Source organism: Phyllobacterium lublinensis (assembly GCF_020164435.1).
Taxonomy (GTDB): Bacteria; Pseudomonadota; Alphaproteobacteria; order Rhizobiales; family Rhizobiaceae; genus Phyllobacterium; species Phyllobacterium lublinensis.
This window is the reverse complement of the sequence record NZ_JAIUDQ010000022.1, coordinates 18716-42755: the sequence shown is the minus strand read 5'-3', so window position 1 is coordinate 42755 and position 24040 is coordinate 18716. Positions and strand designations below refer to the sequence as shown.

21 protein-coding genes are annotated in these 24040 nt (G+C 58.9%); 16 read left to right on the top strand and 5 right to left on the bottom strand.

The features are described 5' to 3' along the window. Position 1: 1 nt before the first annotated feature. Positions 2-1015 carry an allantoicase gene (alc, locus tag K9U38_RS20725; RefSeq protein WP_224496256.1) on the bottom strand — a complete coding sequence of 338 codons (1014 nt, stop codon included), beginning with the start codon at positions 1013-1015 and terminating at the stop codon, positions 2-4. 9 nt (positions 1016-1024) lie between these two features. Further along, the gene (gene puuE / locus K9U38_RS20720) at positions 1025-2443 is read right to left on the bottom strand and encodes an allantoinase PuuE (RefSeq protein WP_224496255.1); all 1419 of its coding nucleotides are present in this window, start codon (positions 2441-2443) and stop codon (positions 1025-1027) included. 184 nt (positions 2444-2627) lie between these two features. On the opposite strand from puuE, the gene uraH reads away from it, so the two are divergent. Genes uraH through xdhC form a run of 4 tightly spaced genes read left to right on the top strand, consistent with a single transcriptional unit; the run spans position 2628 to position 7699 of the window. Continuing rightward, positions 2628-2999, top strand: a complete 372-nt coding sequence (gene uraH, locus K9U38_RS20715; protein WP_224496254.1) for a hydroxyisourate hydrolase — start codon at positions 2628-2630, stop codon at positions 2997-2999. 6 nt (positions 3000-3005) lie between these two features. Then, positions 3006-4487, top strand: coding sequence for a xanthine dehydrogenase small subunit (xdhA, locus tag K9U38_RS20710; RefSeq protein WP_224496253.1), 1482 nt, complete (start codon positions 3006-3008; stop codon positions 4485-4487). Positions 4488-4497: 10 nt separating this feature from the next. Continuing rightward, positions 4498-6834, top strand: coding sequence for a xanthine dehydrogenase molybdopterin binding subunit (gene xdhB, locus K9U38_RS20705; protein WP_224496252.1), 2337 nt, complete (start codon positions 4498-4500; stop codon positions 6832-6834). A gap of 7 nt (positions 6835-6841) precedes the next feature. Continuing rightward, positions 6842-7699 (top strand): xanthine dehydrogenase accessory protein XdhC, encoded by an 858-nt coding sequence (gene xdhC / locus K9U38_RS20700; protein ID WP_224496251.1) that lies wholly within the window; start codon positions 6842-6844, stop codon positions 7697-7699. A gap of 36 nt (positions 7700-7735) precedes the next feature. Here xdhC and K9U38_RS20695 read toward each other — a convergent pair whose 3' ends face one another. Then, a complete protein-coding gene (locus K9U38_RS20695) occupies positions 7736-8650 on the bottom strand; it encodes a LysR family transcriptional regulator (RefSeq protein WP_224496250.1) in 915 nt (304 codons plus the stop codon). Positions 8651-8784: 134 nt separating this feature from the next. Here K9U38_RS20695 and K9U38_RS20690 point away from each other — a divergent pair, with 134 nt between their 5' ends. Continuing rightward, positions 8785-10026 (top strand): urate hydroxylase PuuD, encoded by a 1242-nt coding sequence (locus K9U38_RS20690; RefSeq protein WP_224496249.1) that lies wholly within the window; start codon positions 8785-8787, stop codon positions 10024-10026. Further along, complete coding sequence (gene guaD, locus K9U38_RS20685; protein WP_224496248.1) at positions 10023-11375, top strand: guanine deaminase; 1353 nt, start codon at positions 10023-10025, stop codon at positions 11373-11375. The genes K9U38_RS20690 and guaD overlap by 4 nt, the downstream gene beginning before the upstream one ends. Before the next feature lie 34 nt (positions 11376-11409). On the opposite strand, the gene K9U38_RS20680 is transcribed toward guaD, so the two are convergent. Then, entirely contained in the window at positions 11410-12240 is an 831-nt protein-coding gene (locus K9U38_RS20680; RefSeq protein WP_224496247.1) for an IclR family transcriptional regulator, read from the bottom strand. A 166-nt stretch (positions 12241-12406) separates the two neighbouring features. Between K9U38_RS20680 and gcl the strand changes: the two genes are divergently transcribed. The 3 genes from gcl to K9U38_RS20665 all read left to right on the top strand — a co-directional run bounded on the left by gcl (position 12407) and on the right by K9U38_RS20665 (position 15979). Then, positions 12407-14191: a glyoxylate carboligase gene (gcl, locus tag K9U38_RS20675; protein ID WP_224496246.1), complete on the top strand. Its 1785-nt coding sequence runs from the start codon at positions 12407-12409 to the stop codon at positions 14189-14191. An 84-nt stretch (positions 14192-14275) separates the two neighbouring features. Next, positions 14276-15091 (top strand): hydroxypyruvate isomerase, encoded by an 816-nt coding sequence (hyi, locus tag K9U38_RS20670; protein ID WP_224496245.1) that lies wholly within the window; start codon positions 14276-14278, stop codon positions 15089-15091. A 3-nt stretch (positions 15092-15094) separates the two neighbouring features. Next, on the top strand, positions 15095-15979 hold the full coding sequence (locus K9U38_RS20665) for a 2-hydroxy-3-oxopropionate reductase (protein ID WP_224496244.1): 885 nt from the start codon (positions 15095-15097) through the stop codon (positions 15977-15979). Between the two features lie 60 nt (positions 15980-16039). Here the strand turns inward: K9U38_RS20665 and K9U38_RS20660 are convergent, their stop codons facing one another. Beyond that, complete coding sequence (locus tag K9U38_RS20660; protein ID WP_224496243.1) at positions 16040-16930, bottom strand: MBL fold metallo-hydrolase; 891 nt, start codon at positions 16928-16930, stop codon at positions 16040-16042. Positions 16931-17104: 174 nt separating this feature from the next. On the opposite strand from K9U38_RS20660, the gene K9U38_RS20655 reads away from it, so the two are divergent. The 7 genes from K9U38_RS20655 (at position 17105) to K9U38_RS20625 (ending at position 23960) form a co-directional block, all read left to right on the top strand. Continuing rightward, on the top strand, positions 17105-18028 hold the full coding sequence (locus K9U38_RS20655) for a sugar kinase (RefSeq protein WP_224496242.1): 924 nt from the start codon (positions 17105-17107) through the stop codon (positions 18026-18028). A 104-nt stretch (positions 18029-18132) separates the two neighbouring features. After that, entirely contained in the window at positions 18133-19020 is an 888-nt protein-coding gene (locus K9U38_RS20650; RefSeq protein ID WP_224496241.1) for a dihydrodipicolinate synthase family protein, read from the top strand. Between the two features lie 38 nt (positions 19021-19058). Beyond that, positions 19059-19718: a GntR family transcriptional regulator gene (locus tag K9U38_RS20645; protein WP_224496240.1), complete on the top strand. Its 660-nt coding sequence runs from the start codon at positions 19059-19061 to the stop codon at positions 19716-19718. A gap of 59 nt (positions 19719-19777) precedes the next feature. Next, positions 19778-21106, top strand: a complete 1329-nt coding sequence (locus K9U38_RS20640; protein WP_224496239.1) for an ABC transporter substrate-binding protein — start codon at positions 19778-19780, stop codon at positions 21104-21106. 41 nt (positions 21107-21147) lie between these two features. Further along, complete coding sequence (locus K9U38_RS20635; RefSeq protein ID WP_224496291.1) at positions 21148-22053, top strand: carbohydrate ABC transporter permease; 906 nt, start codon at positions 21148-21150, stop codon at positions 22051-22053. An 11-nt stretch (positions 22054-22064) separates the two neighbouring features. Further along, positions 22065-22889: a carbohydrate ABC transporter permease gene (locus K9U38_RS20630; RefSeq protein WP_224496238.1), complete on the top strand. Its 825-nt coding sequence runs from the start codon at positions 22065-22067 to the stop codon at positions 22887-22889. A 21-nt stretch (positions 22890-22910) separates the two neighbouring features. After that, positions 22911-23960 carry an ABC transporter ATP-binding protein gene (locus tag K9U38_RS20625; protein WP_224496237.1) on the top strand — a complete coding sequence of 350 codons (1050 nt, stop codon included), beginning with the start codon at positions 22911-22913 and terminating at the stop codon, positions 23958-23960. The last annotated feature ends 80 nt before the right edge of the window (positions 23961-24040 follow it).

The following is a 24040-nucleotide window of genomic DNA, read 5'->3' as shown; positions in this document are numbered from 1 at the left end:
CTTAACCGCGCGCAAGCTTGCCGAGCAGACGCAGCCGGCTGACACCGCCATCGGGGTAGATGTTGAAGCGGGCGTGCGTGATGGCACCATTCTGCCTGATCTGGTTGGGGCCGTATTCATGGATGGTATCGGCGGCAAGCTTCTGCTGCGGGAGGATCTCTTCCCAGAACATTGACGAAGCCACCACCAGTTCATCCAGGCTTTCACCCGCATTGCCGAGATCGGCAACCTGGATCGAGCAAGCGTACGGGTAATTGCCCTTGAAATGCGCTGTATCGACGATCGCGCTTTCGATCGTGCCCCGTGCGGCAAGCTTGATGATGATCCAGTCATTGCCGGGTTCGCGGCGGCGGCGGGTTTCCCATCCGTCGCCCATGTTCACGCCGCGGCCTGGTGCCAACAGGCGCTGATGGCCATAGTGAGCGTTAGACATTGCGACGATGCGGCCACCAAGCAGCGATGAGGCGAGATCGATGGCGGAACCGTTGATGCTGCCGGTGTCGAGCGAAGGCTGGCCGAAAACGCGCAGGCGCGCAACACCGCCATCCGGGTGAATGTGCAAACGGACATGTGTCCAGACGGCGCCCGACGCACAGGCGAAGTAATGATGAGCGCTTGGTCCCAGCTGGCTCAGGCCGAGGACTTCAGTCCATTCGGTCGCTTCGTCCGGTTTCCGCGTGGAATTGCATGCTTCGATGCGGCAGGCCGGCGGATAGTTGCCGGTGAAATGAGCCGTGTCGACATCGAAACCGGCAATGGTCCCGGGTGCAGCGAGTTGGATGATCGCAAAGTCATGACCATTGCTGCGGCGGCGGCGCGTTTCCCAGCCGTCCATCCACTTGCCGTGATCATCGAATTTCTCGGGGTAGAAAATGGCGGGCTCATCATTCAGCATCCGCTCCAGCGGCGCAAAGAATTCATCGGTCGCAAACAGCGGCCTGGCGCCCAGTCCGGCCGAGGCGAGATTGATCGAGTTCCTTGCGAATGCAGGCAGCTCTTCTACGGGTATCGACATTTTGTCTCCTCAGTTTGGCAGCATCGCCTGAAGCCGGAGCAGCGCAATCCGCTCCACCTGCTGGCACGCTGTGTTGAATTCGGTCGGTCGGTCATTGGCGATACGGGTCTTGAAGGCCGCAAGGATTTCCTCCTTGCTGCGGCCCTTGACTGCGATGATGAACGGAAATCCGAACGTTTCGACGTATTGCGCATTGAGCGCCGTGAATTCTGCGCGTTCGCTGTCGGTCAACGCATCGAGGCCGGCCGACGCCTGTTCCAGGGTCGAGCTTTCCGTCAGGCGCTTCGCCCGGGCGAGCTTGCCGGCGAGATCCGGGTGGGCAGTCAAGACACCCAGGCGTTCCTCTTCCGACGCGCTGCGAAACACATTTGCCAACGCAGCATGAAGTCCGGTCGCGGTGTCATTCGCAACAGAAAGCTCCGAGCGGAGAGCACGCCGGGGGATCCAGTCGGAATGTTCGAAGACACCGCCAAAATGCTCGATGAAGGCCGCTTCGTCGAGAGCCGACGGTCGGAGCGCAGGCGCGACATGAGGATGGTTTGCTGCCCAGTGGCGGGCGATATCGATGCGACGGGCAAGCCAAACCTTTTCGTGGCTTTGCACGTAATCGATGAAGCGGGCGAGGGCCGCAACGCGGCCAGGCCGTCCGACGAGGCGGCAATGCAGACCGATGCTCATCATTCTTGGCAGGCCAGCCTTGCCCTCCGCATAGAGCGTGTCGAAACTGTCCTTCAGGTAGGAAAAGAACTGTTCGCCAGCATTGAATCCTTGCGGTGTGGCGAAACGCATATCGTTGGCATCGAGCGTATAGGGCACAACGAGCTGCTGCCTGCCGCCGCACTCATGCCAGTAGGGGAGATCGTCGGCATAGGAATCGGAGACGTAATCGAAGCCGCCTTCCTGCGTGACGAGATCCACCGTATGTACCGAGCAACGGCCGGTATACCAGCCGCGCGGACGTTCACCGGTAACGGCGGTGTGGATGCGGATGGCTTCGAGCATGTGCTCGCGTTCGGCTTCGGCAGTGTAGTCCTTGTAGTCGATCCATTTCAGACCGTGAGAGGCAATCTCCCAGTCGGCGTCGAGCATGGCACGCACCTGCGCCGGTGAACGCTGCAGCGCCGTTGCAACGCCGTACACCGTGACGGGCACCGACTTCGCCGTGAGAAGGCGATGCAGCCGCCAGAAACCGGCACGCGCGCCATACTCGTAGATAGACTCCATGTTCCAATGCCGTTGACCCGGCCAGGCCTGGGCCCCGACGATTTCCGAGAGGAACGCTTCGGAGGCTGCGTCGCCGTGCAGGATCGAGTTCTCGCCGCCCTCCTCATAGTTGACGACGAACTGGACGGCGATGCGTGCAGCGTCCGGCCAGTTGGCTTGCGGCGGGGTTGGTCCATAACCATGCATGTCGCGGGGATATTTCATGAATGCCGTCCCTCCTTAGACGGGGTGCTCAGTCATCCCCTTGAATAATCAATAAATGGGCGATGCATTCCCCCAGAAAATTTTGAAAGTCCTGCAATCAGTCGCGGCCTACCCCCGGAGCGGTCCAACAGGCAAATTGAACGCTGAAAAATGGAAAAGTACTCCGCGGGAGGGAGGAACACTCATGAGTTCTCACGATGAAACAGCCGGCCGCCTGACGACCCACGTGCTCGACACGGCCAGCGGCAGACCCGCCGCCCGGTTGCGGGTCGACTTGTTTCGCGTCGAAGGCGATCGCCTCATGCCCTTGCACAGCACGCGCACCAATGATGACGGGCGTTGCAACGATCCGCTGTTGACGGGAGCCGACATGCGCCCCGGCGCCTATGAGCTGCGCTTTCACGTGGGTGACTACTTTGGCAATCAGCCGTCCAAGGGCCAGGCACCGTTTCTCGACGTGGTGCCGATCCGCTTTGGCATCGACGACGGAAACACGCACTATCATGTGCCGCTGCTCGTCGCTCCCTTTGGCTATTCTACCTATCGCGGGAGCTGAACCGATATGGAACCCCTAATACGCAACAGCATCCGTTTTCTGCTCAACGACAAGGTTGTCGAGCGTACGGATGTTTCCCCGACGGAAACGCTTCTCGATTTTCTGCGGCTGAGCCGCAAACTGCGCGGCACCAAGGAGGGATGTGCCGAGGGCGATTGTGGTGCCTGCACCGTGCTCGTCGGACGCTTGCTCGACGGTAGTCTCAAGTATGAATCGGTCAATGCCTGCATCCGCTTTGTCGGCTCGCTCGACGGGTGTCACGTCGTTACCGTCGAAGCGCTGGCCGGAACTGATGGAACGCTGCACCCCGTTCAGCAGGCGATGGTCGATACCCATGCCTCGCAGTGCGGGTTTTGCACGCCGGGCTTCGTCATGTCGCTCTATGGTCTGTGGATGCAGAATCCGCAGCCGGATACCCAACAAATCGAAAAAGCTCTCCAGGGCAACCTTTGCCGTTGCACAGGCTATGCTGCCATCATCAGGGCGGCGGAAAGCGTGTCTTCTATCGGCGACCTGAAGAAGGATCCGCTTGTATCGGAGCGAGCCCGGGTTATCGCGCAATTGCAGGCGCTGAAGGATGGAAAGCGCGTCGTCATCGGCGAGGGCAGGCAGCGCCTCGTGCTTCCCGCCGATGTGGATGATTTCGCCGAGGTCCTGGAAAGCGATCCGGGTGCGACGATCGTCGCAGGCTCGACCGATGTCGGGCTTTGGGTGACGAAGTTCATGCGCGAAATCGGGCCGGTTGTGTTCCTGTCGCACCTGGATGAATTGCGGCTGATATCCGAAGGCGATGATGGCCTGACACTCGGTGCAGGCGTAAGCTACACGGAGGCTTACCCGGTCATCATTCGCCATTTTCCGCAGTTGACCGAACTGTGGAATCGCATTGGCGGTGAGCAGGTTCGCAACATGGGTACCGTCGGCGGCAATATCGCCAATGGTTCGCCGATCGGCGACACACCCCCCGCTTTGATCGGCCTTGGTGCGGTTGTCATATTGCGCAAAGGCAAAAGCCGGCGATCGGTGCGCCTCGAGAACTACTTCATCGCGTACGGAAGGCAGGATCGCGCACCGGGTGAATTCGTCGAGGCGATCCATATCCCTTATCTCAATGTCGATGACCTTTACGGAGTCTACAAGATATCCAAGCGGCTTGATGAAGACATTTCATCTGTCTGCGGCGCATTCCGCGTCGTTCTCGATGAGCGAGGCAGGGTCAAGCACGCCGTTGTCGCCTTTGGCGGGATGGCCGGAACGCCCAAGCGCGCCAGCGCGGTCGAACAGGCACTGACGGGCGCGGTTTGGGACGAGGGGGCGATTGAAAAGGCTGTGGCGGCGTTTTCCAATGATTATACGCCACTGACCGATTGGCGGGCCTCGGCGGACTATCGCATGCTGGTCGCGAAGAACCTGTTGCGGCGCTTCTACCTTGAGACGGGCGGAGAGAAGCCTGTGCGGCTGAACCGCTATGAAACGGTATTTGGGTGAGGAGCGTGCGATGAATTCCATTCAACCGATTACCCGCATTCGCGGCGGCGTTCATGAAAAACAGCCGCACGACTCGGGTCACAAACATGTTTCCGGAACCGCCGAATATATTGACGACATGCCAGAGCCTGACGATACGCTGCATGCCTATCTCGGCTTGTCGCAGCGCGCACACGCTGAAATCCTGTCCATTGATTTTGAGGCTGTGAAGGCGAGTACCGGTGTTATCGGGGTCCTGACTGTCGACGACATTCCGGGCCACAATGACGTGAGCCCCGCAGGTAAACATGACGATCCGGTCTTCGCAACAGGCAAGGTCGAATTCCACGGGCAGCCGATCTTCGCCGTGATCGCGGAATCGCGCCAGGAAGCGCGCCAGGCCGCCGCCAAGGTCAAGATCGAATACCGCGAACTTGATCATGTCACCGATGTACTGGAAGCCCAAGAGGCCAACTACCCGCTGGTCATCGATCCCTTGAAGCTTGAGCGCGGCGATATTGCTCAAGGTCTTGCCAAGGCGAAGAACCGCCTGAGCGGTGAGATGCGTATCGGCGGACAGGACCACTTCTACCTCGAAGGCCATATCGCCTTTGCCATCCCCGGTGAGGATGACGAGGTGACAGTCTTTTCTTCCACACAGCATCCCAGCGAAACGCAGCACATGGTCGGCCATGTTCTGGGCATTCCGTCCAATGCCGTGACCGTCAATGTCCGGCGGATGGGTGGCGCTTTCGGCGGCAAGGAAACGCAGGCCAATCTCTTTGCGGCGGTAGCGGCCGTCGCAGCCAAGAAGTATCGCAGGGCAGTAAAGATCAGGCCGGATCGCGACGACGACATGGTCGCAACGGGCAAGCGTCACGATTTCCACGTTGCCTACGAGCTCGGGTTCGACGAACAGGGGCGCATAGAGGCCGTCGATGCGACGTTCTCGGCGCGCTGCGGATTCTCGGCTGACCTCTCCGGCCCAGTGACGGACCGTGCGCTCTTCCACGCCGACAATTGCTACTTCTATCCCAATGTCCGGCTTCGGTCGCGGCCGTTGAAAACCAATACGGTTTCCAACACCGCCTTCCGCGGCTTCGGCGGACCCCAAGGCATGGTGGGCGGCGAGCGTATGATCGAAGAGATCGCCTATGCGCTCGGCAAGGATCCACTGGAAATCCGCAAAGCCAATTTCTACGGGGGTGAAGGCCGCAATCTGACGCCATATCACCAGACTGTCGAAGACAATATCATCCCGCAGATCATTGCGGAGCTAGAGGAAACGTCCGATTATGCGGCGCGGCGCGGGGCAATCCTCAATTTCAATCGCCACAGCCGGATCATCAAGCGCGGCATAGCGCTGACGCCGGTCAAGTTCGGCATTTCCTTCACGAAAACCGAATATAATCAGGCTGGTGCTCTGGTTCACGTCTATACGGACGGTTCGATCCATCTGAACCATGGCGGAACCGAGATGGGCCAAGGTCTCTACACGAAAGTGGCCCAAGTGGTTGCCGATGAGTTCCAGGTCGATCTCGAACGGATCAAGGTTACTGCAACAACGACGGCGAAGGTTCCGAATACATCCGCGACCGCGGCTTCGTCGGGTTCCGATCTGAACGGCATGGCCGCTGCCAATGCGGCTCAGCAGATCAAGGCGCGGCTTGTTGAATTCGCCGTCGAGCACTACGGCGTGGCCAGGGAACAGGTTGTCTTTGAACCCAACATGGTGCGGGTCGGTGACCGGCTCATCCCGTTTCCCGAGTTCATCAAAATCGCCTACGGCGCGCGCATACAGCTCTCGGCGGCGGGTTTCTACAAGACACCCAAGATCCACTGGAGTCGTGCCGAGGGCCGGGGTCGCCCATTCTACTACTTCGCCTATGGTGCTTCCGTATCGGAGGTCAGCATCGATACGCTGACCGGCGAGTATCAGGTCGACCGGACGGATGTACTCCACGACGTTGGCCGGTCGCTCAATCCAGCCCTGGACCTTGGTCAGGTCGAAGGTGCCTTCGTGCAGGGCATGGGCTGGCTGACGACGGAAGAATTGTGGTGGGACGCCAAGGGCCGGTTGCGCACGCATGCGCCGTCCACCTACAAGATTCCGCTGGCGTCGGATCGTCCGCGCACGTTCAACGTCAATCTCGCCAGCTGGTCGGTCAACCGTGAGGAAACGATCCGCCGCTCCAAGGCAGTGGGCGAACCGCCATTCATGCTGGCGATTTCCGTGCTTGAAGCGATCTCGATGGCGGTTGCCAGCGTCGCCGAATACCGCATTTCGCCCCGTGTCGACGCGCCAGCGACACCTGAACGCGTGTTGATGGCAATCGAGCGGCTGAGATCGACCGCGTCGGGGGAGTGAACCTGACATGCCAACCAACCGCGACGACATCAGGGATTTTCTGAACCGGCGCAAGCAGGTCGTGGTGGTCGACGTCAAGGCGGCCGACGGCTCCACGCCGCGCGATGCCGGCGCATGGATGCTTGTGGCCGAGGACTGCATCTTCGGCACTATCGGTGGCGGCCAACTCGAGTACATGGCGATCGATCATGCGCGCAGGTCCCTGCAGAACAGGACCGATGCAGGGGAGATGACCATCCCGCTCGGTCCGGAAATCGGACAGTGTTGCGGGGGGCGGGTTGCGCTGGTGTTCAAACGCGTTGATCGGGGTGTTGCCATGACATTGATCGAGAAGGTGGACCTTGAAATCGCCCGGCGCCCGCACGTCTACATCTTCGGAGCGGGGCATGTTGGTGATGCCCTCGCCATGTCGCTGTCGCTGGTACCGCTGCGCATCATCCTCGTCGATACCCGCGAACAGGAGCTTTCCGCGACCCAGGTGCCGGGCATCGAGACCTGCCTTACCGCCATGCCGGAAGCGGTTGTCCGCGACGCGCCGTCGGGTAGCGCCTTTGTGGTCCTGACCCATGACCACGCCCTTGATTTCCTGATAACCGCGGAAGCGCTCGCGAGGGATGATGCGTCCTATGTCGGCATGATCGGTTCCAAGACGAAGCGGGCAACTTTCCGCAATTGGTTGACGCGCGAAGTCGGGCGGCCGGAAATCTTTGACAGGCTGGTGTGCCCGGTCGGCGGAACTGCCGTCAAGGACAAGCGCCCTTGCGTGATCGCGGCACTCGCCGCCGCTGAAATCATGACCGCGTCGCTAAATTATCGGCACAGGCCGGTTGCTGCCTGTAAGCAGCGCAAGGGCGTTCCGGCTTGAGCAACTGGATTAGATTGTTGCAGTTCCTGGGGTTTCCTACGCCAACATCGCGCTGACAAGGCGTTGGCAGCGCTCGGTCATGAAGTCGATCATCAAACGCACCTTCGGGTCCTGGAACCGCTTGTGCGGGTAGATTGCCGCAAGCTGGATGCTCGCCGGCGGCGTGTCCTCAAGGATTGCGCGCAGCGTTCCCTCGTTCAGATAGCTTTTGACTTCGAACAACGGCTTGTTGATGATGCCGCGGCCCTCCAGTGCCCACTGTGTCAGCACATCCCCGTCGTCTGAATCGTAAGGTCCGCTGACTTCCAGTTTCCGCGGACCGTCCGGCATCTGCAATGTCCAGAAATACTCCTTGGAACCCGGGTAACGCAGAAGCAGGCAGTCATGGTGTTCGGAGATCAGTTCGTCCGGCGTGGCGGGCGTTCCGCGTCGTTCCAGATAGTCCGGGGAGGCGCATATAACCCGCTGGCAATTCATGATTCCGCGCATGCGCAGATTTGAATCCTCGAGAATACCCAGTTTGAAGGCGACATCGACGCCCTCGCTCATGATGTCGATATTGTGATCGGACAATCGCAGGCGGACCTCGATATCCGGGTACTTGTCGTGGAATTCCGGGATACCGGATGCGATCAGCCGCCGGCCGATGCCGAGCGGCGCGGTGATGCGGATCGCCCCCTTTGGCTTCTTGGCTAGATCGGCAATCGCGGCCTCGGCCTCGTTGATTGCCTCGATGATCTTGACGGCGCCCTCATAGAAGACGCGTCCATGTTCCGTCGGTGTCAGCTTGCGCGTTGTCCTGTTGAAAAGCCGTACGCCCAGATGGCGTTCCAGTTCCTTGATGCGATTGCTCGCAACGGCCGGAGAGGCGCGCTGATCGCGTCCGGCTGCGGAAAGGTTTCCAAGTTCGACGACACGAACGAAAACACGAAGATTATCAAGGTATGACATGGTTTCGCTTAACCGCTTACACTGTCTAATGATCTAGCATTTTAAAGTTTTTTTTGAAAGAGATGGGAGGATTAGCCTGTTTCCCCTTTGCATAGGCTTTGGCACATACTCTCTGTAATAAAAGGGAGAGCCGCATGTACGAATTTGCCATAGCCTGGGACTGGATGAGTTTTGCCGTCCGCTGGTTGCATGTCATCACCGGTATTGCCTGGATCGGGTCGTCCTTCTACTTCGTCGCGCTCGATCTGGGTCTGCGCCAGCGCCCGGGCCTCCCCGTGGGAGCCTATGGCGAGGAGTGGCAGGTCCACGGCGGCGGTTTCTATCATATCCAGAAGTATCTCGTGGCTCCCGAGCAGATGCCGGAACACCTGACCTGGTTCAAGTGGGAATCCTATGCCACCTGGCTCTCGGGCTTTGCCATGCTCTGCATCGTCTATTATGCGGGCGCAGATCTCTATTTGATCGATCCGCATGTGCTCGACGTGTCGCGGCCAGTGGCTATAGTGATCTCGCTCGCCTCGATATTCGGCGGCTGGATCATCTACGACACCATCTGCAAATCACCCCTCGGAAGAAATGACACCCAGCTGATGGTGCTGCTTTATTTCGTCCTGGTAGGCATGGCCTGGGGCTATACGCAGCTCTTCACCGGGCGGGCAGCATTCCTTCATCTTGGCGCGTTCACCGCGACGATCATGTCTGCCAACGTGTTCATGATCATCATCCCCAACCAGAAGAAGGTCGTTGCCGCCCTGATTGCGGGCAAGGTGCCGGATCCCGCACTCGGCAAGCAGGCCAAGCAGCGCTCCACGCACAACAACTACCTGACCCTGCCTGTTCTGTTCCTTATGCTGTCGAACCATTATCCGCTGGCATTCGGCACGAAGTACAACTGGATCATCGCCTCGCTGGTGTTCCTGATGGGTGTCACGATTCGCCATTGGTTCAATACCCGTCATGCCCGCAAGGGCGATCCGACCTGGACATGGCTGGTGACGGCAATCCTCTTCATCATCATCATGTGGCTCTCGACAGTACCGAAGATCCTTTCGGGTGACGGGGCGGAGGAGAAGGTCTCCGCGGTCCAGCAGCCATTCGTTTCCGCAGAGGCCTTTCCCAAGGTGAAGGACACCATCCTCGGACGCTGTTCGATGTGCCACGCCAAGGAGCCTGGATGGGAGGGCATCATCGCGCCGCCCAAGGGTGTCGTGCTCGAGACCGACCGGGAGATCGCCGCGCATGCCCGCGAGATCTACCTGCAGGCCGGACGCTCACATGCAATGCCGCCGGCCAATGTCAGCGGCATCACCGACGAGGAGCGGCGCCTGCTTGCCAGCTGGTATGAAACTACAGTTCAGGGAGGAACAGTCCAATGAGCAAATTGCTTCTGCGCGGACGCGTGCTGACTTTCGTGGATGAGCCGAAAAGCATCGACGATCAGTCGGCCTACAGCTATTTCGAGGACGGTGCAGTACTGGTTGAGAACGGCAAGGTCGTCGAAGCCGGGGAATATGCGGCGCTTTCCGGCATTCCACAGGCCGAGGTGGTGGACCATCGTCCGCACCTGATCCTGCCGGGCTTCATCGACACGCACCTGCATTTCCCTCAGACGCAGGCGATCGCCTCCTACGGCGCTCAGCTCATGGAGTGGCTGAACACTTATATTTTCGTGGAAGAGCAGAAATTCTCGTCCTCGGCCCATGCCGATTTCATCGCCGGCCGCTTTATGGATGAACTGCTGCGCAACGGCACGACGTCGGCTGTTGCGTATTGTGCCGTTCATCGGACCAGCGTCGACGCCTATTTTGCCGCCGCTGAAAAACGCAACATGCTGATGATCGGCGGCAAGGTCATGATGGATCGCAATGCTCCGGATGCGCTGCGCGACACGCCGCAGTCCGGCTATGACGATACCAAGGCGTTGATCGCCAAATGGCACGGCCGTGGCCGCGCTCATTACGCGATCAGCCCACGCTTTGCCATCACATCCACGCCGGAACAGATGGAACTGAGCCGGGCGCTCGTGAGTGAACATCCGGAATGCTACGTGCAGACGCATCTGTCGGAGAACAAGGATGAAATCGCCTTTGCGACTTCACTCTATCCCTCGGCGAAGGACTATACCGACATTTATGCCGGCTATGGGCTGCTCGGTTCCAGGACGCTCCTTGGCCACTGCATCTTTCTTTCAGACCGGGAAATCTCTGCTTTGGCGGAGACAGGTTCAGTCGCCGTCTTCTGTCCGACCTCAAACCTGTTTCTCGGCAGCGGGCTCTTCGATCGTGACCGCTTCAACAGGTTGGGTGCACGCACGGCCGTCGCGACCGATGTGGGCGGCGGGACAAGCTTCTCCATGCTAGAGACAATGAGCGAGGCCTATAAGGTGCTGCATGTGCAGGGGCAGCGGCTGTCGCCATTCGCATCCTACTACATGATGACGCTCGGCAATGCCCGCGCCCTCGGTCTGGAGGACCGTATCGGCTCGTTGCATGCGGGCGCAGATGCCGACATAACCATCCTCGATAGCCGCGCCAAGCCGGCGATGGAGCTGCGCATGCGCACGGCAACGACGCTGGCCGAAGAATTGTTTATTCTCCAGACCATGGGTGACGACCGGTCCGTGGCGGAAGTCTACGTCGCCGGCAAGCCGATGAAGCGCGGGCTCGACCGCCCACAGGCAGAATCCCCGCGGTCACGGTCAATCGCGGAATTGCAGACCGCCTAGGAGTGGAAAGGGGAGCATTCGCTCCCCTTTTTCATTAGAGTTCGTCAGGCCGCCGGCCTCCCATCGCCGCGGTCAGCTCGTCAGCAGTGCGACGGATGACGGGTCCCAAAACCCCCAGCTTTTCCTTTGGCAGGCGGACAGCAGGACCGGAGACCGATATTCCGGCAATCGCTTCGCCATGCTCGTTGAAGAGCGGGGCAGCGATGCAGCGCATGCCCAGCGTATGCTCCTCATCATCGATCGACCAGCCGCGTGTGCGGATCTTCTGGATGTCGTTCAGCAATGCCGGCAGCGTGTCGAGGGTATGATCGGTGAAATGGGTCAATGTGCGGCCGCCGAGCGTCTGGCCGATCGCCGTATCGGACCAGGTCGAGAGGATGGCCTTGCCAATGCCCGATGCGTGGATCGGGCCACGCCGCCCCGGACGGAAGAACGCCCGCATCGGTGCATGGCTTTCGATCTGCGAGATGAAGACCACATCGCCTTCATCCTCAATGGCCACATTCGCCGTCTCGCCACATTCGTCCATCAGCCGTTTGAGGAAGGGACGGCTGATCGTTCCGAGCTTGCGATAGCGCAAGAAGGCATTGCCGATTTCGAAGGCGCGCACGCCGATTGTCCATTCTCCGGACTCCGTATCGTGCATCAGCATTCCATGGTTGGCGAGCGAGTTCAGGAGCCGGTGGACCGTCGACGGCGCCATGCCGGTATGGTCGGCGAGGTCCGTCAGGGTCGACCCGTCATTGTCCGCAATGATGCTGAGCAGATTGAGGCTGCGATCGAGAACCTGCACCGAGGACGGCGCAGCGTTCTCGCTGGCCTTGCGTCCCCGTTTCCCTTTCAGTGATGCCGATTCGGAAACCATGATTAGTTTATCCTGTTGATCTGCCTCTCAATGGCATAGCGGCGTCGCGTTGATTTTACCAGTTTTGTTGAAAATCTTTATTTCCATATAATGGGAATGATTTCCATTTTATTGTTGTGAAGTTGGGCCGATGGATTATGCTCTCATTAAATCTGGAGGAATGTTCATGACCAAAATGCGTGCCGTTGATGCTGCAGTCCGTATCCTGGAGAAGGAAGGGATTGATTGTGCTTTTGGCGTACCCGGTGCTGCCATCAATCCGTTTTACTCGGCCCTGAAGGCCCGAGGCTCAGTCCGTCATATCCTCGCGCGTCACGTCGAGGGGGCCTCGCACATGGCCGAAGGCTATACCCGCGCCAATCACGGCAACATCGGTGTCTGCATCGGAACGTCTGGGCCGGCCGGCACGGATATGATCACCGGGCTCTATTCCGCGTCCGCCGATTCCATCCCGATCCTGTGCATCACCGGCCAGGCACCGCGGGCACGTCTCGACAAGGAAGACTTTCAGGCGGTCGACATTGCATCGATTGCCAAGCCGGTAACCAAATGGGCGCTTACCGTCATGGAGCCCGGTCTCGTACCCTTTGTTTTCCAGAAGGCCTTTCACATCATGCGTTCGGGCCGCCCGGGTCCAGTGCTGATCGACCTGCCGCTTGACGTGCAGCTGGCGGAGATCGAGTTCGATCCGGACACCTATGAACCGCTCGAAGCCTACAAGCCGGCTGCCACGCGGGCTCAGGTTGAAAAGGCGTTGACAATGCTCAACCAGGCGGAGCGGCCGCTGATCGTTGCCGGCGGCGGCATCATCAATGCCGACGCCTCCGACCTTCTGGTTGAATTTGCCGAGATCACCGGCGTGCCGGTTATCCCCACATTGATGGGCTGGGGGACGATCCCCGACGACCATCGTCTGATGGCCGGGATGTGCGGCCTGCAGACATCGCATCGCTATGGCAATGCGACCCTCCTGGCCTCCGACTTTGTTCTTGGCATTGGTAATCGCTGGGCCAACCGCCACACCGGCAATGTCGCAACCTATACCGAAGGCCGGAAGTTCGTTCACGTCGATATCGAACCAACCCAGATAGGCCGTGTCTTTGCGCCGGATTTCGGCATCGTGTCGGACGCCGGGAAGGCCTTGAAGCTTTTCCTCGATGTCGCGACCGAGTGGAAGACAGCTGGCAAACTGCGCGACTGGTCCAACTGGGCGGAGGAATGCCGCGAACGCAAACGGACAATGTTGCGCAAGACACACTTTGACCAGACACCGTTGAAGCCCCAGCGCGTCTACGAAGAGATGAACAAGGTTTTCGGTCGTGAAACCTGCTACGTGACGACGATTGGCCTGAGCCAGATTGCCGGTGCACAGTTCCTGCATGTCTACAAGCCCCGCAACTGGATCAATTGCGGCCAGGCCGGGCCACTTGGCTGGACCTTGCCGGCGGCACTGGGTGTTCGCGCCGCCGATCCGGACCGGCCAATCGTTGCCCTTTCAGGGGACTACGACTTCCAGTTCATGATTGAAGAACTCGCCGTTGGTGCCCAGCACAAGTTGCCCTACCTGCACGTCGTGGTGAACAATTCCTATCTCGGTTTGATCAGGCAGGCGCAGCGCGGTTTCGAGATGGATTTCGAAGTAAGTCTGGCCTTCGACAACATCAATGCATCGGGAGATGCGGAGAAGGGTTATGGCGTCGACCACGTTGCGGTTGCCGAAGGACTTGGCTGCAAGGCGATCCGCGTACGTAGCCCAAACCAGTTCGCCGACGCATTTGCGCAGGCAAAGGTTCTGATGGAGGAACACAAGGTACCGGTCGTTGTCGAGTTCATCCTGGAGCGCGTCACGAATGTCGCCATGGGTGCAGACATCAATGCGGTGGTGGAATTCGAGGACCTGGCCGAACGCAACGAAGATGCGCCGACCGCCGTCGCTGCTTTCCTCGACTGAAATCCAGAGCAACTCCAGGAAAACCGTGAAATGTTTTCCTGGAGCGCCTCAGAACAAATACTCAACCCATTCCGGGAGTCACGCATGCCCAGATTTGCCGCCAATTTGACGATGCTTTTCAACGAAGTTCAGTTCCTTGAGCGTTTTGCTCTTGCAAGCGAAGCAGGGTTTGAAGCGGTCGAATATCTCTTTCCATATGATTACAACCCCGACGAATTGAAGCGGGAGCTCAGCGAGAACAACCTTGTTCAGGTGCTCCACAATCTCCCCGCCGGCAATTGGGGCGCGGGCGAGCGCGGCATTGCCATTTTGCCGGATCGCATCGACGAGTTCCGGCGCGGTGTTGCCAAGGCAATCGACTATGCGACCGCACTCGGATGCACGCAGATCAATTGCCTTGCAGGCATCGCTCCGAAGGGACTGTCGGCGGACATTCTGCGCACGACCTTCGTCCACAATCTGAAGCTTGCGGCGCAGGAACTGGCCAAGTACGGCATCCGCCTGCTGATCGAACCCATCAACAATCACGACATTCCAGGGTTCTATCTGAACTCGGTCGAACAGGCAGCCTCGATCATAGACGAGGTCGGCAGCGACAACCTGTACATCCAGTACGATCTTTACCATCAGCAGCGTACAGGCGGCGAGCTCATCGCCACGTTCGAGCGGCACCGGCAACGCATCGCCCATATCCAGCTAGCCGACAATCCGGGGCGGCACGAGCCCGGTACGGGCGAGATCAACTATCCGTTTGTCTTCGCCGCGCTGGACCGTGCTGGTTACGAAGGCTGGATCGGCTGCGAATACAAACCAAAAGCAGAAACGCAAAGCGGGCTTGGATGGCTGAATGAAGCTTCGACAACGCAAAAGCATGCGGACATTATCAGGATCAGGAGATAGAACATGGCGGATATTGGTTTCATTGGGCTGGGGATCATGGGCACGCCCATGGCGCGTCACCTGCAGGATGCGGGGCACGACGTGTACACGTCGAAATTCTTCATCGCACCCAAGCAGGAGCTTATCGACAACGGTCTGAAGATCGTCGAAAGCCCGAAAGCCCTGGCGGAAAAGACCGACATCATCATCCTGATGCTACCAGACACGCCGGAAGTGAAAGATGTGCTTTTTGGCGAGAACGGCGTCGTGTTCGGGCTTAAGCCGGGGAAGCTCGTCATCGACATGAGCTCGATCTCGCCAATCGATACCAAGGAATTTGCCAAGAAGGTCCGCGAAACCGGTAGCGAATATATTGATGCACCCGTCTCGGGTGGTGAGGTTGGTGCCAAGAATGCGTCCCTCAGCATCATGGCAGGTGGCACACAGAGCGCTTTCGACCGCGCGCTGCCCCTGTTCAAACTGATGGGCAAAAACATTACGCTGGTCGGTGATTGCGGCGATGGCCAGGTGACGAAGGTTGCTAACCAGATCATCGTTGCCCTGACGATCGAAGCGATCTCGGAGGCCCTCGTCCTTGCTTCAAAGGCGGGTGCAAACCCCGCGCGTGTGCGGGAAGCCCTGATGGGTGGATTCGCGTCGTCGCGCATCCTTGAGCTGCACGGTGACCGCATGATCAAGCGGACATTCGAGCCGGGCTTCCGCATATCGCTGCATCAGAAAGATCTGAACCTCGCGCTCCAGAGCGCAAAAACATTGGGCGTTTCGCTGCCGAACACCGCCTCGACACAGGAACTGTTCAACAGCTGTGCGGCCAATGGTGACAGTGGTCTCGATCACTCCGGCCTGGTGCGCGCACTCGAGCGCATTGCCAACCACGAAGTGGCCTGAGCGTTCAATCGGACGGAGGGGTTGCCAATGCCGGCAACCCTTCTGCCATGGACTGGACGGTCAATCCCATTTCGGAGTGCCGAGGGCGTTGAGCGGAATCTTCAGATAACGCTGTCCGTTGCTTTCCTTCTCCGGCAAGCGCCCGCCATTGATGTTGACCTGCAGTGCGGCCAGTATCAGCATCGGCATCGGCAACGTCTTGTCCCGGGCCTGCCTCAGGGCGACGAACTCCGTTTCGGTGGTGCATTGCGACAAATGAATATTGCTTGATTTCTGTTCGCCGACCGTGCTTTCCCACCTCGGCTCGCGACCTCCGGGCTGATAGTCATGGCCGACAAATATTCGCGTCTCGTCCGGCAAGGCGAGGATGGCTTCCATTGACTGCCACAGCCGCTGCGCACTTCCACCCGGAAAATCAGTGCGCGCCGTGCCACCGTCCGGCATGAACATCGTGTCGTGGACGAAAGCTGCATCTCCAATGATATAGGTTATCGACGCGAGGGTGTGTCCGGGTGAAAACATCACGGTCGCATCGAGATCGCCGATGCTGAAGCGGTCACCGGGTTTGAAAAGCCTGTCCCATTGCGAACCGTCGGCTCTGAAATCCGGCCAGTTGTAGAGTTTTTTCCAAAGCGCCTGGACCTCGACGATGTGGCTGCCGATCGCGGTGGGAGCGCCTGTCTTCGACTGGAGGTAATGCGCGGCGGAAAAGTGATCGGCGTGCGGATGAGTGTCGAGAATCCACTTCAGAGTGAGGCCATTTGCGCCGATGTGCTCCAGAATCTGGTCTGCATTCCATGTCGCCGTGGCGCCGGATTTTTCGTCGAAATCCAGGACCGGATCAATGACGGCACAGTGTCTGGTCCCCGGATCGGAAACCACATATTGCACGGAGCTTGTCCGCTTGTCGAAAAAAGCATGAACGTCCGGCCTTATGGCGGCTTCTATCATTTGTGCGTCCCCGACTGAAACTGAGCGTCACTCTCTCCGGATTTCGTCCGTGATGTCAATCGATGCGAAATCATTACGAAAATTGCATCGGACCGCACTTGCAAAGGGTCGGTTGGCGACGCTAACTGGAGCCTGCCCGCCCGTGATCCTCCGCAGCCAATGGAAGCTCGAATCATGCCCAGCGAAAAAAAACAGCGAATCCTATGCGTCGGTGCGCTGACGATGGATACGATTTTCCGGTTGGACCGCTTGCCCGCCGGTCCCGGGAAATTCATCCCCATCGAGGCTGTCGAGATAGCCGCCGGCATGGCTTCCAGCGCGGCTGCCACCATTGCGCGTCTGGGCGGTGATGTTGCGCTCTGGGCGTCGGTTGGCGATGACGACATCGGACGAAGGGTCGTCGCCGAATTGACTGCCGAAGGGGTGGATTGCACGCATGTCCGCCGCATCGAGGGTGCGAGGTCTGCTTTCTCCTCCATCCTTGTTGATGCCGCGGGAGAGCGAATGATCGTACCGTTTTATGAACCCGCATTGCTGTCGGCCCCACAGCTTATGCCGCCCATTGCCGATGGTCAGTTCGACGTTGTCATGACCGATGTGCGCTGGCCCCTTGCTGCCGCCGTGGCCCTCAAGGCGGCGCGAGACGCCAATGTAGACGGGGTGCTTGATGCCGACACAGCATCGCTCGAAACGCTCGAGATGCTTCTGCCTCTCGCTTCGCATATCGTCGCGTCCGAACCGGCAGCCGAGCGTGTTACCGGCGAGAGCGATCCGGAACGGGCAACCGTCGCCCTTGCGGCGCTCTACGGCCGCGATGGTGCTTTCATCGCCGTTACGGGCGGTGAGCGGGGATGTTTCTGGTATGACGGACTGGAAGGCGACGTGCGCCACATGCCGGCTTTCGTGGTGGATGCTGTAGATACGCTCGCGGCTGGGGATGTCTTCCATGGAACCTTCGCCTGGGGTCTCGCTCGCGGGTATCCAATCTATCAGATCATGCGCTTTGCCAGCGCTGCGGCCGCCATCAAGTGCTCCCGCTTCGGCGGAAGACGCGGGGCGCCGACAAAAGCCGAAGTCGATGCATTCCTGACCCGATAGTGCATTCACGATTATGCTCATTCCGCTGAAAAGTCAGTGATGACGCATTGACTTTCGACTAACATGTTAGTATGCATTTAGTCGTAAATGAGAGGGAGAAGCAATTGTCTCGGGATCGGTTTGGACTTTCCGCTGCGCTAACCACGCCTTTCGATGCCGAGATGGGTGTCGACGTACCAAAGGCTATCTCTCATGCCCGGCATTGCCTCAATAGTGGGTGCAGCAGTGTCACTCTGTTCGGAACGACGGGTGAGGGATCCTCAATCGGGGATAATGAGCGTGAGGCCGTCCTCAAGGGATTTCTCGATGCGGGGATAGAGCCCCAGCAAATCGTCGTGGGCGTGATGGCCAACTCCTATCTGGAAGCGGCGGCGCAGGCCAGCGCAGCACTGGAGGTGGGCTGCCGCGCTGTGCTGCTTGCACCGCCTTCCTATTTCAAGAATGTCAGTGACGGTGGACTGTTCGCATGGTTCTCTGCGGTATTCGCGCAGATCGGTGCATCAGCAAGGGATATCATCGTCTATAACATACCGTCAGTAACGGCCGTCGAGATATCGGTGGAGCTTGTAAGCCGCCTGCGTGAAGCCTTCCCGTGGGTGGTTTCGGGGGTCAAGGACTCGTCCGGCAATTGGGCCTATACCGAAAGACTGTTGGCCGAACACAAGGATCTGGCGATTCTGATTGGTGACGAGCGTGACCTTGCTGCCGGTGTGAGGCGCGGTGGCCAGGGTGCGATTTCGGGCATGGCCAATCTCTATGCGAACCGCCTGTTGCCAATGATCAATGAGGGTCGTGATGACCCGGCCATGGTTGAGGCGGTCAGGGAACTTCTGAAGTTTCCGGTCGTGCCCGCCGTGAAGGCTCTGGTTGCACACCATACCGGCGACGAAGGCTGGCGCCGCACGCGCGCTCCGCTACAGGCGTTGCCGGACAGCGATTTCAGCCGCGTAACGAGTATCTTCGACCGTTTGTTCGTGGCGGCCGCCGCCTAGTGAAGGAGAGGCGAAACAACGCGTCAGGGAGATCTGGCATGGATGATGGCAACGAGCCTGTAAGACTGCGAGAGAAGGCCTATGCAAGCTTCACGGAACACCTTCTGGCCCGTGACATCAGTCCGGGGCAGTTCGTTTCGCAGCGCCAGCTCGTCGCAATGACCGGCATGCCGCTCGGGGCCATTCGTGAGCTGGTTCCCCGTCTCGAGGCGGAGGGGCTGGTGAAGACCATCCCGCAACGCGGCATACAGATCGCTCATATCGATCTGAACCTGATCCGTGAGGCGTTTCAGTTCCGCCTGTTCATGGAAAAGGAGGCAATCGCTCTTTTCTGCCAATCCGCCTCCGATGAAATGCTGGCGAAATTGCGCAGTGAGCATGAGGAAGCGCTTGAGGAAGCACTGCAGGGCAAGGAAACACCCGAACTCGAGCAGCGCGCGCAGACCATTGATTGGAACCTGCATGAAACGATCATCGATTCCCTCGGGAACGAGATCATTGCCAGGGCTTACCGGATCAATGCGATCAAGATGCGCCTGATCAACCAGGAGCGGTTCCGCATCACTGGCCGCGTGGTCCCGGTCATGCGCGAGCACCTCGCGGTGCTTGCTGCCATCGAAACCCGCGACCCGCAGTCGGCAATGGATGCCATCGCCGTGCATATCAACAATGCAAGGAATTTGGCACTGAAGCTTTAAATGGCCCGCAACCGGCAGTGGGAGCTGCCATTCCGGATCAGTCACACGAGGAGGAAACAATGAGCATGAACTTCATCAAACCGACACGCCGCCAGTTCCTGGCCGGGTCGGCGGCACTGGGTGCCGCAAGCATCACGGGAATGAAGCCGGCGTTTGCAAATGTCGACTGGAAGAAATATGCGGGCACGACACTCGAGGTCAATCTGATCAAGAGCCCGCGTGGCGACATCCTGCAGAAATACCAGAAGGAGTTTGAGGAGCTCACCGGTATAACGGTCAATTCGGAACAGACCCCCGAACAGCAGCAGCGGCAGAAGGCCGTGATCGAGTTGACATCGGGCAAGCCGAGCTTCGACGTCATTCACATCAGCTACCATGTGCAGAAGCGGCAGTTTGAAAAAGGCGGCTGGCTGGCTGACCTGACGCCGTTCCTCAAAGACCCCAGCCTGACTGATTCCTCGCTCACTGAGAGCGATTTCGCCGAGGCTGGCCTTGCATTCGCGAAGGACAAGAACGGCCGTTTCGGCGGGCTTCCCTTCTCGGTGGACTACTGGATCGTCTACTGGAACAAGGAACTCTTTGCCGCCAAGGGTGTCGAATATCCGAAGACCTTCGAAGAACTGGTCGCGGCAGCGGAAAAACTGACCGACAAGGACAACGGCGTCTATGGCTTCGTCGCCCGCGGCATGAAGAATGCCAATACGCCCGTATGGGCGAGCCTGATGCTGGGCTACGGCAAGAGCACCGTCGAGGATGGCAAGCTGCAGACGGATACGCCCGAAGCCATTGAGGCGGCAACTCTCTACCAGCGCCTGATGACGAAATCGGCACCTCCTGGTGTCACCGGCTTCAACTGGGCCGAATGCCAGTCGAGCTTCCTGCAGGGCAAGGTGGCGATGTGGCTTGATGGTATCGGGTTCGCCCCGCCACTGGAGAATCCGCAGAAGTCCCGCGTTGTCGGCAAGGTCGGCTACGGAGTCATGCCGAAAGGCCCGGCCGCACAGGCAGCTCCGACATTCGGCGACGGCATCGGCGTGACCGAGGGCTCGTCGAAGAAGGAGGCAGCTTATCTCTATTGCCAATGGGCGATCTCGAAGGAGATGGGCGCTCGGCTTCTGCAGTCAGGTTCCGGCGTTCCGTTCCGCAATTCGATCCTCAACGATCCCGAAGTGCTCAAGGGCGTGACGATGCCAGTCGAATGGGCCAAGGTGCTGTCCGAATCGGCGCCGATCAGTCAGCTTTGCCTGCCGGTCATTGTCCCCGTCACCGAATTCCGTGACGTGATGGGTGTTGGATTGACCAATCTCCTTGGTGGAGCTGATCCGGCGACGGAAATGAAGCGGGCGACGGAAGAATTCCGTCCCGTCCTGGCCAAAAGCGAGAGCTGAGGATCGAGTGTAATCCGATGACAATCACCGCCCCGACCACCATGACCAGTGAACAACGGAATGCCGGAATGAAAGCGGGCAAGAGCCGCTTGAAGCCAAGCTATTGGCCATTCGTCATTCCGGCTCTGGTCATCGTTGGGGCGGTGATCATTTTCCCGTGGGCGTTCACGCTGTGGATGAGCGTGAACGAATGGCATCTCGGCGGTGAGAAGAGCTTTGTCGGCCTCGCGAATTTCACCAGGCTGGCCGGCGACCAGCGGTTCTGGGAATCGATGAGCCACACGATCCTCTATACGGTCCTTTCCGTTGTCGCTCCCCTGTTGTTCGGCACGATTGCGGCCCTTGTCTTTGACAGCAAACTGCCGATGCGCGGTTTGCTGCGAGGGATCTTCGTCATGCCAATGATGGCAACGCCCGTGGCTATTGCGCTTGTCTGGACAATGATGTTCCACCCGCAGCTTGGGGTGCTCAACTACCTGCTGTCGTTCATTGGAATTGGCCCGCAGGAATGGATATTCAACCAGAACACTGTAATTCCCTCGCTGGTGCTGGTCGAGACCTGGCAATGGACGCCACTCGTCATGCTGATCGTGCTCGGAGGATTGGCGGCGATGCCGCGCGATCCTTTCGAGAGCGCTGAGATTGATGGCGCCAATGGCTGGCAGAAGTTCCGCTACATCACCTTGCCGATGATCCTCCCCTTCATGATGGTCGCCGTCATCATACGCTCCATCGACGCCCTCAAGAGCTTCGACATTATCTTCGCGATGACCCAGGGCGGGCCAGGCACCGCGTCCGAGACGATCAACATTTATCTCTACAACGTAGCCTTCGCCTATTACGACATCGGCTATGGCTCGGCACTCGCCGTCGTTTTCTTCATCGTCATCATCACCATGTCGCTCGCGCTGCTTTACCTGCGCCAGCGGACCAAGTGGAACAGTTGAGGGGAAGAAAGATGACCCGTCGCAAATTATTGAAATCGCTTGGCACGGCCCTGGTCGTATTCGTCATCGTCTCGCCGGCAATATTCTTCTTCCTGTGGATGCTGTCACTCTCGCTGAAATACGAGATCGACAATGGTGCCTATCCGCCGATCTTCATACCTGAGAATTTCGCCTGGTCGAACTATACCGAGATCTTTGCCACCAACGACTTCCTGCACTATTTCTGGAACAGTCTGCTGGTGACAGGAACGGCAACATTGCTTGCCTTGCTCGTCGGCGTTCCCGCGGGCTATGGAATTGCGCGTTTGCGTGCAGACAAGTCGGCGATCGTCATCATGATCGCACGCATGACGCCGGGCCTTTCCTATCTCATTCCGCTGTTCCTGCTGTTCCAGACACTTGGCCTCCTGGGCACGCTCTGGCCGCAGATCATCATTCATCTCGTGGTGACGGTGCCAATCGTCATCTGGATCATGATCGGCTATTTCGAGACCACGCCGATGGAACTTGAGGAAGCCGCGATGATCGATGGCGCGACGTCCTGGCAGGTATTCCGCATGGTCGCCCTGCCGATCGCCAAGCCCGGCATCGTTGTGTCGTTGATCCTGGCGGTCATCTTCTCCTGGAACAATTTCGTTTTCGGCATTGTACTTGCCAGCCGGGAGACGCGGACATTGCCGGTCGCGGTCTATAACATGCTGTCATTCGAACAGGTCAGCTGGGGACCTCTCGCCGCTGCCGCTTTCGTGGTAACGCTGCCTGTCCTGCTCCTCACCGTTTTCGCACAACGCCAAATCATTGCCGGGCTCACGGCCGGTGCCGTCAAGGGCGGCTAATTCAGCTATAGGGAGGGTCATATGGCCTCGGTCTCAATCAGGGACGTCACCAAGACTTACGGCAATGTCAACGTCATGCATGGCGTTTCGGTCGATATCGAAGACGGCGAGTTCGTCATTCTGGTCGGACCTTCCGGATGCGGAAAATCGACTCTGTTGCGCATGATCGCGGGTCTGGAAGAAATCACCGGCGGTGAGATCGCCATCGGCAGCCGCGTGGTCAACGACCTACCGGCGAAGGAACGCGACATCGCCATGGTGTTCCAGAACTACGCCCTCTACCCGCATATGACGGTGGCAGACAACATGGGTTTCGCACTCATGCTGAAGAATGCATCCAAGCAGGAGAAGGCGAGCCGGGTCGGACGCGCTGCGGAGATCCTCGGTCTGGAAAAACTCCTCGACCGGTTTCCGCGCCAGCTTTCCGGCGGCCAGCGCCAGCGCGTCGCCATGGGCCGTGCCATTGTGCGCGATCCGCAAGTGTTCCTGTTCGACGAACCACTGTCCAATCTTGATGCTAAGCTGCGCGTGCAGATGCGCAGCGAGATCAAGGGGCTGCACCAGCGGCTGGGCACGACGATCGTCTATGTCACCCACGACCAGATTGAAGCCATGACCATGGCGGACAAGATCGTGGTCATGAAGGACGGCCTTGTTGAACAGATCGGGACGCCGCTCGACCTTTATGACTATCCGGCCAACTTGTTCGTTGCCGGCTTCATCGGCTCGCCTGCGATGAATTTCATCAAGGGAAAGGTCGACAATGGCGCGTTCGTGACGCCGGATGGCATAAAGCTGCCGTTGTCGGCAGCCTTGGGATCAACGGCCGAGGCCACCTACGGGATTCGCCCTGAGCATATCAGGATCGCCGATCAGGGAATTCCGGTAAAGGTCGACGTGGTCGAGCCGACCGGTTCGGAGATCATGGTGGTTGGCAAGATCGGTGGTCAGGAGATTTCCTGCCTTTTCCGTGAGCGGCTTTCGATCCGACCAGGTGAGACTATCCGCGTCGGCATTGATGCCCATGTCAGTCACCTTTTCGATACACAGACGGGTGCGAGAGCGGCCTAACTGTCGGGACAGCGCTGATATTGGCTGCAATTGGTGCTATGCGTGGTTCGACAACTTACCATGAGCTTGTCGAACCACGC

Bases quoted from the DNA above. Each gene is read 5' to 3' on its own strand.
- K9U38_RS20660 (WP_224496243.1), bottom strand. From the start codon at position 16,930: ATGATAGAAGCCGCCATAAGGCCGGACGTTCATGCTTTTTTCGACAAG.
- xdhA (WP_224496253.1), top strand. From the start codon at position 3,006: ATGGAACCCCTAATACGCAACAGCATCCGTTTTCTGCTCAACGACAAG.
- K9U38_RS20690 (WP_224496249.1), top strand. From the start codon at position 8,785: ATGTACGAATTTGCCATAGCCTGGGACTGGATGAGTTTTGCCGTCCGC.
- K9U38_RS20640 (WP_224496239.1), top strand. From the start codon at position 19,778: ATGAGCATGAACTTCATCAAACCGACACGCCGCCAGTTCCTGGCCGGG.
- K9U38_RS20680 (WP_224496247.1), bottom strand. From the start codon at position 12,240: ATGGTTTCCGAATCGGCATCACTGAAAGGGAAACGGGGACGCAAGGCC.
- K9U38_RS20630 (WP_224496238.1), top strand. From the start codon at position 22,065: ATGACCCGTCGCAAATTATTGAAATCGCTTGGCACGGCCCTGGTCGTA.
- alc (WP_224496256.1), bottom strand. From the start codon at position 1,015: ATGTCGATACCCGTAGAAGAGCTGCCTGCATTCGCAAGGAACTCGATC.
- K9U38_RS20665 (WP_224496244.1), top strand. From the start codon at position 15,095: ATGGCGGATATTGGTTTCATTGGGCTGGGGATCATGGGCACGCCCATG.
- hyi (WP_224496245.1), top strand. From the start codon at position 14,276: ATGCCCAGATTTGCCGCCAATTTGACGATGCTTTTCAACGAAGTTCAG.
- xdhC (WP_224496251.1), top strand. From the start codon at position 6,842: ATGCCAACCAACCGCGACGACATCAGGGATTTTCTGAACCGGCGCAAG.
- K9U38_RS20625 (WP_224496237.1), top strand. From the start codon at position 22,911: ATGGCCTCGGTCTCAATCAGGGACGTCACCAAGACTTACGGCAATGTC.
- puuE (WP_224496255.1), bottom strand. From the start codon at position 2,443: ATGAAATATCCCCGCGACATGCATGGTTATGGACCAACCCCGCCGCAA.
- uraH (WP_224496254.1), top strand. From the start codon at position 2,628: ATGAGTTCTCACGATGAAACAGCCGGCCGCCTGACGACCCACGTGCTC.
- guaD (WP_224496248.1), top strand. From the start codon at position 10,023: ATGAGCAAATTGCTTCTGCGCGGACGCGTGCTGACTTTCGTGGATGAG.
- gcl (WP_224496246.1), top strand. From the start codon at position 12,407: ATGACCAAAATGCGTGCCGTTGATGCTGCAGTCCGTATCCTGGAGAAG.
- K9U38_RS20645 (WP_224496240.1), top strand. From the start codon at position 19,059: ATGGATGATGGCAACGAGCCTGTAAGACTGCGAGAGAAGGCCTATGCA.
- xdhB (WP_224496252.1), top strand. From the start codon at position 4,498: ATGAATTCCATTCAACCGATTACCCGCATTCGCGGCGGCGTTCATGAA.
- K9U38_RS20695 (WP_224496250.1), bottom strand. From the start codon at position 8,650: ATGTCATACCTTGATAATCTTCGTGTTTTCGTTCGTGTCGTCGAACTT.
- K9U38_RS20635 (WP_224496291.1), top strand. From the start codon at position 21,148: ATGACCAGTGAACAACGGAATGCCGGAATGAAAGCGGGCAAGAGCCGC.
- K9U38_RS20655 (WP_224496242.1), top strand. From the start codon at position 17,105: ATGCCCAGCGAAAAAAAACAGCGAATCCTATGCGTCGGTGCGCTGACG.